This window comes from Pectobacterium polonicum, from assembly GCF_005497185.1.
GTDB lineage: Bacteria > Pseudomonadota > Gammaproteobacteria > Enterobacterales > Enterobacteriaceae > Pectobacterium > Pectobacterium polonicum.
In genome coordinates this window covers 25,616-36,131 of sequence record NZ_RJTN01000032.1, presented here as the reverse complement: position 1 = coordinate 36,131, position 10,516 = coordinate 25,616, and the positions used below count along the sequence as shown (strand labels likewise).

Below are 10,516 nucleotides of genomic sequence, written 5' to 3'. Positions count from 1 at the left end.
AATCTGGTGGTTGTAAAGAAATTCGGTGGAGCGGTAGTTCAGTTGGTTAGAATACCTGCCTGTCACGCAGGGGGTCGCGGGTTCGAGCCCCGTCCGTTCCGCCACTTATTAAAATACTATGCCTGCTAACTTTAGCAGGCATAGTGTTAAGAAAAATATAGGGGCGTAGCTCAGTTGGTAGAGCACCGGTCTCCAAAACCGGGTGTCGCGAGTTCGAGTCTCTCCGCCCCTGCCAGATAAAAAAAACCTTCACGTTGCTGTGAAGGTTTTTTTTTTATTTGCACTTTATGCTCAATCCTGCCTGTATCCCTCTTCCTGATTTCTCCATTATTTATCTCTATCGAATATCTGGTTAATCTAATGCATTGTTATTTAACAGATAAAATCCTTTAATGCCCTTCTGACAGATCGTGCTGATTTAGCTGTAAATATGCACAAAATCACCGTAATACCAGGTTGTGAACTTGCTCATCTACCTTGTTCGATATTTGAACTAAAACTATCTACAACCTGAGTGAAGGGTAAATCGTTTTCAAAACACTCCTTCAGGTTACATTCACTTGTGAGTGATATCCGCCAACATCACATCGGTAGCGCTATAGCATAAATTTGCGGCGCTATGCTGTACCTGAAATCTGACTACGTAGCTGTAAAGCGACACAGAAGGAGTTTAAGTATGTACAGACGTTTACTGGTAGCTGTTGCTGTAAGCACGGCATTGTGCGGTGCCGTACAGGCAAAACCCTTAACTGTTGGTTTTTCTCAGATTGGTTCAGAATCAGGATGGCGCTCTGCGGAGACTAAAGTGTCAAAGCAGGAAGCTGAGAAACGTGGAATAACGTTGAAGATCGCTGATGCTCAGCAGAAACAAGAGAATCAGATCAAGGCTGTGCGGTCATTCATTGCTCAGAGCGTAGATGCCATATTTATCGCACCGGTCGTTGCCACTGGCTGGGCTCCAGTCTTACAGGAAGCTAAAGAAGCAAAAATCCCGGTTTTTCTACTTGATAGGACGATTGAAGTCAGTGATCCATCGCTGTACACCGCTGCTATTGCCTCTGACAGTGTCTATGAAGGAAAAGTGGCAGGGGAATGGCTTGTTAAAGAGGCCGCAGGTAAACCTTGTAATGTTGTCGAGTTACAGGGAACGGTTGGGGCTAGCGTAGCGATAAACCGTAAGAAAGGGTTTGCTGACGGTATAGCTTCAGACCCGCAGATAAAAATTATCCGTTCACAATCAGGAGACTTTACTCGCAGTAAGGGTAAAGAGGTTATGGAAAGCTTTATTAAAGCTGAACAGAACGGAAAAAATATCTGTGCAGTTTATGCACATAATGATGATATGGCTATAGGTGCTATTCAGGCAATTAAAGAAGCGGGGCTAAAACCTGGCTCACAAATAAAAGTTGTCTCTATTGATGGTGTCCCTGATATTTTCAAGGCCATGATGAATGGTGAAGCTAACGCCACCGTTGAGTTAACACCTAATATGGCTGGACCTGCTTTTGATGCCTTATTAGCGATGAAGAAAGACGGAAAGCAGCCGGAAAAATTTATCCAGACAGAATCTCGTTTATTATTGCCTGACACGGCAAAACAGGAATATGAAACCAAAAAAGATCTTGGTTATTGATTTTTATATTATGGATTCATCATTTATATAAATTTTGCTAAATACCTGGCAGAAATATGAATATGGAAAAGTGGGTTTACCCTGTTTTCTGCTCCTTTAAACAAAGGAGCAGTGAATATTGTCAGCCTACTTACCATAATATTACTCAGGTGTGATGTAGCCTTGTTAAGTTGTCGTATAGGTGATGCTGATGGAAACGACACGGTTGTTAGATATTCGGGGCATGAGCGTTGAGTTTCCGGGGGTGAAAGCATTAGATCTGGTGGACTTCACGCTTAATCGCGGCGAGATAGTAGCGCTATTGGGGGAGAACGGTGCAGGTAAATCAACGCTGATTAAGGCGCTGACTGGCGTTTATCATCGCTCATCGGGCGACATTATCCTCGATGGCATTGCGATTAATCCTGTTAATACGGCCCATGCTCAATCGTTAGGTATCGGTACGGTATATCAAGAAGTTAATCTATTACCGAATCTGTCCGTTGCGGCAAACTTATTTATTGGCCGTGAACCCACACGCTGGGGCATCGTTGACCAACATAAAATCTTGCGCCAAGCCGAAGCAATATTATTGAATTATGGGCTGATGATTGATGTTAGTCATCCTCTTGGCAATTATTCCATTGCCGTTCAGCAAATTGTCGCTATTGCCAGAGCTATCGATCTCTCTGCTAAAGTTTTAATTCTCGATGAACCCACGGCAAGCCTTGATGCAAAAGAAGTCGAGATGTTGCTGGATATATTACGGAAGTTGCGCGATCGCGGAATCGGCATGATATTTGTTACGCATTTTCTGGATCAGGTTTATCGCATTAGCGACAGAATTACCGTTTTACGCAATGGGCGGCTAGCCGGGACATTGCCTACTACAGAATTACCGCGTATTGAATTAGTTCAAATGATGTTGGGACACAGTTTTGATGAAACATTATTGAAGCGGGGTAAACACAGTGACGTCTCGGGTGAACCCATTGTGCAATTTAAACACTATGGCCGACGTGGTTCAATTAATGACTTCGATCTTTCCGTACGCCCTGGAGAAATCGTTGGTCTGGCCGGTTTATTAGGGTCCGGCAGGACAGAAACGGCGCAATTGATATTTGGCATCAACGTATCTGATGCCGGAGAAGCCAGGGTTGATGGCAAACAAGTCAGCATTCGTACGCCGCGTGCAGCAGGAAAGTTGGGTTTTGGCTATTGCCCAGAGGATCGTAAAACTGACGGTATTGTCGGCACCGCAACGGTACGAGAGAACATTATTCTGGCGCTTCAGGCGCAGCGCGGCTGGCTGAAGCCCATTTCTTTACGCGAGCAAACCCGTATCGCTGAAAAATTTATTAGCCTGTTAGGGATTCGCACACCCAGTGCTGAGCAGGAAATTCAGTATCTATCGGGAGGGAATCAGCAAAAAGTTCTGCTATCGCGCTGGCTGGCAACTGAGCCGCGTTTCTTGATTCTGGATGAGCCAACGAGAGGAATCGACGTTGGTGCACATGCCGAAATCATTCGCCTGATCGAAAAACTGTGTGAACAGGGGATGGCGCTATTGGTGATCTCTTCCGAACTGGAAGAACTGACCGGCTATGCCGACCGCATCATTGTGCTGCGTGATAGGCAACACGTTGCGCATCTTGAACATAGCGAGATCTCGGTTGCCGCAGTGATGCAGGCAATCGCAGTACAAACGGGAGCGGCTGATGACAGACAATAACATCAAACCTGCCAAAAAAGTGCGCCTAACGTTTACCAAGGGAATGCCACAGCTTCTGGCGCTGGTTGCTATTCTGTTGATCGACAGCATGGTTGCGCCAAACTTCTTCTCCCTCCACATTCAGGATGGACGCTTGTTCGGTAGCCTTATCGACATTCTTAACCGCGGGGCACCCGTTGCGCTGCTGGCATTAGGAATGACGCTGGTTATTGCAACGGGTGGCATCGATTTATCGGTCGGTGCAGTCATGGCGATTGCAGGTGCGACAGCTGCAACGCTGACGACTGCTGGTCATCCACTCCCTTCCGTATTACTGGCCGCGTTATTGGTTGGCGCACTATGTGGGTTATGGAACGGCTTTCTGGTCGCGGTGTTGCAGATTCAGCCGATTGTGGCGACCTTAATGCTGATGGTCGCCGGTCGAGGTATTGCTCAACTGATTACCGAAGGCCAAATTATTACATTTGATAATGCCGGGTTGGCTAAGCTGGGCAGCGGAACCCTGTTCTATCTACCTATGCCAGTGATGATTGCCTGCGTAGTGCTGCTGGCGCTGTGGGCTCTGACGCGTAAAACGGCGCTTGGGCTATTTATTGAATCTGTCGGTATTAATCTGCGATCGGCTCGCAACGCTGGCGTGAGTACGAAGCTGGTATTAGTCGCGGCTTATGTCATCTGCGGCGTATGCGCCGCTGTGGCAGGCGTTATCGTAACGGCTGATATCCGCGGTGCGGATGCGAATAACGCGGGCCTCTGGCTGGAATTAGATGCGATTCTGGCTGTGGTGATCGGGGGCGGTTCCCTACTCGGAGGACGCTTTAATTTACTGCTCTCTGTCGTCGGCGCTTTGATTATTCAAAGTATGAATACCGGAATTCTGCTATCTGGCTATCGGCCGGAATTTAATCTGGTTTTGAAAGCGCTCGTCGTTCTGCTGGTTTTGGTCATGCAATCTCCGCGCTTTTCGCTGCATCAACTGTTTAGGAGGAAAACATAATGTTGAAACGCCACTTCCCCCTGTTGATGACGATTCTGGTATTTATTGTGGGTTATTTATTCTGTCTCAGCCAGTTTCCCGGCTTTGCTTCGACGCGAGTTTTCTTTGATTTACTGACGGATAACGCTTTTTTAGGGATCGTGGCGGTTGGGATGACGTTTGTTATTCTGTCTGGCGGGATCGATCTCTCTGTAGGGTCAGTTATTGCGTTTACCGGTGTGTTACTGGCCAAATTGATCGGTGCGTATGGTATTGATCCTTTCTTTGCGTTCGCAATTGCGCTGGTGATGGGAGCCATGTTTGGCGGATTGATGGGATGGATTATCGATACGCTGAAATTGCCTGCATTTATTATCACGCTGGCTGGCATGTTCTTTGTCCGGGGTATGAGCTTTATCGTTTCACAGGAGTCGATTCCCATTGAGCACCCGGTCTACAGCCAACTGGCGGGTTTAGCATGGCGCATGCCCGATGGAGGGCGTTTTACCTTTCTGGCGCTGGTTATGCTGATTGTGGTGCTGGTAGGGATGGTGATGGCGCATCGTACCCGTTTCGGTAACCGTGTTTATGCGATTGGCGGTAACAGCTATTCTGCGGAATTGATGGGGGTTCCAGTCAGGCGGACGACGATCCATATCTACATGCTTTCCAGTATGTTAGCGGTTCTGTCAGGCATTGTTTTTTCGCTCTATACCTCAGCGGGTTATGCCCTGGCGGCAAGCGGTGTGGAATTGGACGCCATCGCTGCCGTTGTAATCGGCGGCACGCTACTGACCGGCGGTGTCGGAACCGTATTGGGAACTCTGTTTGGCGTATTGATTCAGGGCCTGATTCAGACGTATATCACGTTTGACGGCACTTTGAGCTCATGGTGGACAAAAATCGTCATTGGTTTCCTGCTGTTTGCTTTCATTGGGTTACAGAAGGCGTTAAGCACATTCTGGTTAACCAGACGTGCTTAAGTCAGATGTGAGCAAAAACAGGTCATGAATTAATCACGATAGGCGTTTTCAGTAACTGACGGATCATCGTCTGCTGATCGCTGTTTTGTAACCAAACGGCATAAAATGGGCGCACGACGGGCTGGTTGTCGCCGACTACCCTCAGATTGGTGTACGTTTGTAACCAATGGCTAGGTAAAAACGCGCAACCGCCGGTTATTTCAAGTAACTGGCGGGTTAAATGAGCTGATGTTGTTGTCAGGACGGGGAGCTGCTCGCTGGCCAACAGGCGAGTCTCTTGCTGATGAAAATCTGCTCCCCATTCAAGTTTTATATAGGGCAGTTCCTGTCCGGGTGGGTGCGCTTCTGCTGCAAACAGCGAAAGGGAAAAATTGCCCAGTAGCTGGCTCGCCAATTCTTCCATTTTAGGTGGCTCAGTCGTAATCAACAGATCCAACTGGCGTTCATGGAGCTGTTTTACCAGCGAGTGGCGCAAGGCAATTCGCGCTTCTAACTGGAGCAGTGGGCGCTGCTGGTAGAGTGATTGTAGCCACGGTGTTAGATACACTTCCCATAATGAGGCAGTTGCCCCTACCGAGAGCAGACTGTGTTGCTGCGAACGTGCGACCTCTTTTTTGGCTATCTGCCAGGTACCGATAAGGCTTTCCGCATAGGGTAGAAGCCGTTCGCCGGCGGGGGTCAGACGTATATTGTTCCGATGGCGCGTGAACAGGTTGGCACCAAGCTGCGTCTCTAACTGGCGAATCCGAAAACTCACCGCTGACTGCGTCAGATACAGGGATTCGGCAGCACGGCCAAAGTGTCTTGTCCTGCTGACTTCCAGAAAGGTTTTTAGTAATTCGGTATCCACGCCCATCTCCAAAAAAATTTTGTCGTAATGATTTAAATGTTTTGTTTTACACAATGTCAAGCCTATCTAATACTCCGCGCCATAAACAACACGACCATAGAAGAATTAGGAGCGTGTAAGATGGCAGAAAGCTTCTCTACCACTCATCGTTTTTTTGATAACAAGTTCTACCCGCGTGGTTTTTCCCGACATGGCGACTTTACGATTAAAGAAGCACAACTGTTGGAACGCCACGGTTACGCGTTTAACGAACTGGATTTGGGTAAACGTGAACCAGTGACTGAAGAAGAAACATCGTTTGTTGCAATGTGTCGCGGCGAACGTAAAGCGGAAACAGAACTGGAAAAAATCTGGTCCAAATATCTGGAACGTGTCCGTCGTCCTAAACGCTTCCATACATTGTCTGGCGGTAAGCCGCAAATGGATGCAGTGGAAGAATACACTGAAAGCGATGATTAATTAAGAATGGGGCATTAGCCCCATTTCCTTTTGGGGCAAGTTATTACCGCACTTCCGCTATTCAAGGCTTTTATGGAGCTGGATGAGTAATCGATCCATACAACGGTAGCTCAGCGCTTCGGCAAGATGCTTTCTCTCAATGTTGTCCCGATCGCCAAGGTCAGCGATCGTGCGTGCGACTTTCAATATCCTGTGCCAGGCGCGTACGGATAAGCCAAGTTTGTTCATCACTTCTTCCAGGTAAGCCGCATCAGGTGGCTCTAACGCACAGTGTTTTTCTATTTCGCGTGAAGTTAGCAGTGCGTTAATTTTATTTGCCCGCTTCAGCTGTATCTGTCGTGCGATCAGTACGCGTTCGCGAATCGTCGCGCTATTTTCCCCTTGATAATGTTGCTGAGATAACACGCCAGGTGGCAGTAAAGGAACTTCGATCGAAAGGTCAAAGCGATCCAAGAAGGGACCGGAGAGCTTACTGAGATAGCGCAGTATCTGTTGGGCCGGCAATCGGTTATGAATACCTTGATAATGCCCTGACGGGCTGGGATTCATCGCGGCGACGAGCTGAACGCGTGCCGGATAGCACACTTTGGCTCGGGTACGGGAAATGATAATTTCACCAGATTCCAGAGGTTCTCGCAGCGAGTCTAAGACGCGTCGCTCAAACTCTGGTAATTCATCCAAAAACAGCACACCGTTGTGGGCGAGTGAGATTTCTCCGGGTTTGGGCAGCGAGCCCCCGCCTACGAGTGCCGCCATAGAAGAACTATGGTGAGGTGCTCTGAAGGGTCTGGCTCGCCAGCGCGTCATGGTGGCATCAATGTTGACCAGGCTGTTGATAGCGGCGCTTTCTAACGCTTCTTCATCGCTCAATGGCGGCATCAGATTGCCTAGCCGACTCGCCAGCATCGTTTTCCCTGTTCCCGGTGGCCCTAGCAATAGCAGATTGTGGCCACCTGCCGCCGCGATTTCCAATGCGCGTTTAGCTTGCTCCTGACCGATAATATCCTTCAGGTCTAGCGTATCTTCCCCTGCCAGTGTAACGGGTGTGATAGTGGAACAGCTGAGCAGTTCCTCTTCTCCACTGAGAAAAGCACACACCTCTAGCAGATGACCAGCCATCAGCGCTTCACCCTGCGGTATCAGCGTCATCTCCCGTTTATTGTCATCTGGCAGGATAAGCTGGCGGCCTGCTTTTATGGCTTCCAAGGCGGCAGGAATCGCGCCATTAACGCCACGTAAGGTGCCAGACAGGCCGAGTTCGCCGAGAAACTCGTAGCGGCTTAGCTTTTCACCATCGATTTGTTCTGATGCCGCTAGAATCGCCAGAGCAATCGGTAGATCGTAGCGTCCCCCCTCTTTTGGCAGGTCTGCGGGAGCGAGATTGACCGTGATGCGCTTTGCTGGAAAGGTAAATCCGCAATTGATGAGTGCGCTGCGCACGCGATCGCGCGCTTCCTTCACGGTGGTTTCTGGTAATCCTACCAGCGTTAAAGCGGGCAGCCCGCTGCTGATGTGAACTTCGATGTAAACGTCCGGTGCTTGTACACCAATCATTGCCCGAGTATAGGTAACTGCCAATGACATGCTATTTCCCCTTTGATGATGGCTTGCATCATGTGCTGTAAGGGGGAAAAAGTAGAGACTGCTGTCGCTAGCTTGCGCGGCAGCGTCATAAAATAATCTTCTGTTTCAGCAATGGATAAAATTTGTGCGTACTGCGCCGCATTTATTTGGGGAAACGGTTCTCTTAACATTATCTGGCGATCGGCAACGCATGTTTTCATTACTACGTTTCCTCTTACTTGCTCATTTTTACACCAATAGACGAAAATAATTTTGCATGCTTCTACCTTATGATTACGTTGTGTTTTTTTCCGTATCATAGGTAATTCTTACCTATGGCAATGAAAAAAAATGGTTGTAATGGCATGTCTTACTGTGATAACTCTGTAGGCATTCGTTCGACAGAAGATTAATGAACAACCTATTATGAAAGCCCTATCCCTAGTGATTAGCCTAGTCGTGATTAGCGTGGTGGTGATTATTATCCCACCGTGCGGGGCTGCACTTGGACGAAGAATGGCTTAGAAATCAAGGCCCGATTCAAGAAAACCCCCGCACCGAAAGGTCGGGGGTTTTTTGTTGGGCGTAATCTATAACGGAAAGGAACAGAAAATGAGCATCAGCATAAAATTCTGTTATTCCCATAAGATGTCGGGGAAATAACTATGAATGGAGCACAGTGGGTGGTACAAGCGTTGCGAGCACAGGGAGTGGACACCGTTTTTGGGTATCCGGGTGGCGCGATAATGCCAGTCTATGATGCACTTTATGACGGCGGCGTAAAACACCTGCTGTGTCGCCATGAGCAAGGCGCGGCAATGGCGGCGATTGGCTATGCCCGCGCGACGGGCAACGTCGGTGTCTGTATCGCGACATCTGGCCCTGGTGCTACCAACCTGATCACCGGTCTGGCCGATGCGTTGCTGGACTCCGTACCTGTGGTAGCGATCACTGGACAGGTGGGGTCGGCGCTGATTGGCACCGATGCTTTTCAGGAGATCGACGTGTTGGGGCTGTCACTGGCCTGTACGAAACACAGTTTTCTGGTTGAGTCTCTCGAATCATTGCCGGAAGTGATGGCAGAAGCGTTCGCGATTGCCAACAGCGGTCGTCCTGGCCCTGTTTTGGTCGATATTCCTAAAGATATTCAGTTAGCTGTCGGCGATTTCACGCCGAACTTTGCGCCCGTTGCTAACGATGTTGATTTCCCTGAACAAGATATCGCACAGGCGTATGCCCTGTTGGCGAAAGCGCAAAAACCGGTGCTGTACGTTGGCGGCGGGGTCGGCATGGCGAATGCGGTTCCTGCGCTGCGTGAATTCTTGAGTGTGACGGATATTCCTTCGGTGTCGACGCTGAAAGGACTGGGTGCCGTGGATGCCAATCATCCCTATTACCTCGGTATGATTGGTATGCACGGCACGAAAGCGGCGAACCTGATTGTGCAGGAGTGCGATCTGTTAATCGCGGTCGGGGCGCGTTTTGATGACCGTGTGACCGGCAAGCTGAATGCCTTCGCGCCTCATGCCAGCGTTATTCACATGGATATCGACCCAGCGGAGCTGAGCAAATTGCGCCATGCTAATGTTGCACTGCAAGGCGATCTGAAGGCGATATTGCCTGCGCTGCAACAGTCGCTGAACGTCAGCGCATGGCGTCAGCAGGCCACCATGATGAAGGCGGAATATCCATGGCGTTACGATCATCCTGGTCAGGCGATTTATGCCCCCGCGCTGTTGAAAACGATCTCTGAACGCATGGATGCGGATACCGTGGTCACGACCGATGTCGGCCAGCACCAGATGTGGGCTGCACAGCATATGACGTTCAGCCGTCCTGAGAATTTCATCACTTCTAGCGGCCTCGGCACGATGGGCTTCGGCGTACCCGCTGCGGTAGGCGCACAGGTTGCGCGCCCGGACGACATGGTTATCTGTATTTCCGGCGACGGTTCTTTCATGATGAACGTTCAGGAACTGGGGACTATCAAGCGAAAACGGCTGCCGTTGAAGATCGTGTTACTGGATAACCAACGGTTAGGCATGGTGCGCCAGTGGCAGCAGCTATTCTTTGATGAACGCTATAGTGAAACCGACCTCTCCGATAACCCTGATTTCCTGACGCTGGCGAGCGCGTTTGATATCCCCGGCCAGCGCATCACTCGTAAAGATCAAATTGATGTCGCGCTGGATGCTCTGTTTAACAGCGAAGGACCCTACTTACTGCACGTATCTATCGATGAATACGAAAACGTCTGGCCGCTGGTTCCGCCGGGTGCGGGTAATGAAACGATGCTCGATAAAACCAAATAAGCTCGACGAAACCAACTAATGGCTGACTT

At 49.3% G+C, this 10,516-nt stretch carries 10 protein-coding genes and 2 tRNA genes; 9 read left to right on the top strand and 3 right to left on the bottom strand.

Features of this window, described 5'->3' with window-relative positions; all coding sequences use genetic code 11:
* The first annotated feature begins 27 nt into the window (after window positions 1-27).
* The 6 genes from EDI29_RS21235 to yjfF all read left to right on the top strand — a co-directional run bounded on the left by EDI29_RS21235 (window position 28) and on the right by yjfF (window position 5,303).
* Window positions 28-104, top strand: a tRNA-Asp gene (locus EDI29_RS21235).
* Window positions 105-159: 55 nt separating this feature from the next.
* Window positions 160-235: transfer RNA gene (locus EDI29_RS21230), tRNA-Trp, on the top strand.
* Window positions 236-676: 441 nt separating this feature from the next.
* Window positions 677-1,633: a galactofuranose ABC transporter, galactofuranose-binding protein YtfQ gene (gene ytfQ, locus EDI29_RS21225; RefSeq protein ID WP_048262983.1), complete on the top strand. Its 957-nt coding sequence runs from the start codon at window positions 677-679 to the stop codon at window positions 1,631-1,633.
* A 190-nt stretch (window positions 1,634-1,823) separates the two neighbouring features.
* Window positions 1,824-3,344: a galactofuranose ABC transporter, ATP-binding protein YtfR gene (gene ytfR, locus EDI29_RS21220; protein WP_137742458.1), complete on the top strand. Its 1,521-nt coding sequence runs from the start codon at window positions 1,824-1,826 to the stop codon at window positions 3,342-3,344.
* On the top strand, window positions 3,331-4,341 hold the full coding sequence (gene ytfT / locus EDI29_RS21215) for a galactofuranose ABC transporter, ATP-binding protein YtfT (protein WP_137742457.1): 1,011 nt from the start codon (window positions 3,331-3,333) through the stop codon (window positions 4,339-4,341). Before ytfR ends, ytfT begins: the two co-directional genes overlap by 14 nt.
* Window positions 4,341-5,303, top strand: coding sequence for a galactofuranose ABC transporter, permease protein YjfF (yjfF, locus tag EDI29_RS21210; RefSeq protein ID WP_137742456.1), 963 nt, complete (start codon window positions 4,341-4,343; stop codon window positions 5,301-5,303). Before ytfT ends, yjfF begins: the two co-directional genes overlap by 1 nt.
* 22 nt (window positions 5,304-5,325) lie before the next feature.
* Here yjfF and hdfR read toward each other — a convergent pair whose 3' ends face one another.
* Window positions 5,326-6,153 carry an HTH-type transcriptional regulator HdfR gene (gene hdfR / locus EDI29_RS21205; protein WP_137742455.1) on the bottom strand — a complete coding sequence of 276 codons (828 nt, stop codon included), beginning with the start codon at window positions 6,151-6,153 and terminating at the stop codon, window positions 5,326-5,328.
* Between the two features lie 120 nt (window positions 6,154-6,273).
* On the opposite strand from hdfR, the gene EDI29_RS21200 reads away from it, so the two are divergent.
* Window positions 6,274-6,612, top strand: a complete 339-nt coding sequence (locus tag EDI29_RS21200; RefSeq protein WP_014701822.1) for a MaoP family protein — start codon at window positions 6,274-6,276, stop codon at window positions 6,610-6,612.
* 57 nt (window positions 6,613-6,669) lie between these two features.
* Here the strand turns inward: EDI29_RS21200 and EDI29_RS21195 are convergent, their stop codons facing one another.
* Together EDI29_RS21195 and EDI29_RS21190 are read right to left on the bottom strand one after the other, a co-directional pair.
* Window positions 6,670-8,196 carry a YifB family Mg chelatase-like AAA ATPase gene (locus EDI29_RS21195; RefSeq protein WP_137742454.1) on the bottom strand — a complete coding sequence of 509 codons (1,527 nt, stop codon included), beginning with the start codon at window positions 8,194-8,196 and terminating at the stop codon, window positions 6,670-6,672.
* Window positions 8,163-8,396: a hypothetical protein gene (locus EDI29_RS21190; protein ID WP_137742453.1), complete on the bottom strand. Its 234-nt coding sequence runs from the start codon at window positions 8,394-8,396 to the stop codon at window positions 8,163-8,165. Before EDI29_RS21190 ends, EDI29_RS21195 begins: the two co-directional genes overlap by 34 nt.
* A 205-nt stretch (window positions 8,397-8,601) precedes the next feature.
* Between EDI29_RS21190 and ilvL the strand changes: the two genes are divergently transcribed.
* Together ilvL and ilvG are read left to right on the top strand one after the other, a co-directional pair.
* Window positions 8,602-8,700: an ilv operon leader peptide gene (gene ilvL / locus EDI29_RS21185; RefSeq protein WP_071531109.1), complete on the top strand. Its 99-nt coding sequence runs from the start codon at window positions 8,602-8,604 to the stop codon at window positions 8,698-8,700.
* Between the two features lie 140 nt (window positions 8,701-8,840).
* Window positions 8,841-10,487 (top strand): acetolactate synthase 2 catalytic subunit, encoded by a 1,647-nt coding sequence (gene ilvG / locus EDI29_RS21180; RefSeq protein WP_137742452.1) that lies wholly within the window; start codon window positions 8,841-8,843, stop codon window positions 10,485-10,487.
* The last annotated feature ends 29 nt before the right edge of the window (window positions 10,488-10,516 follow it).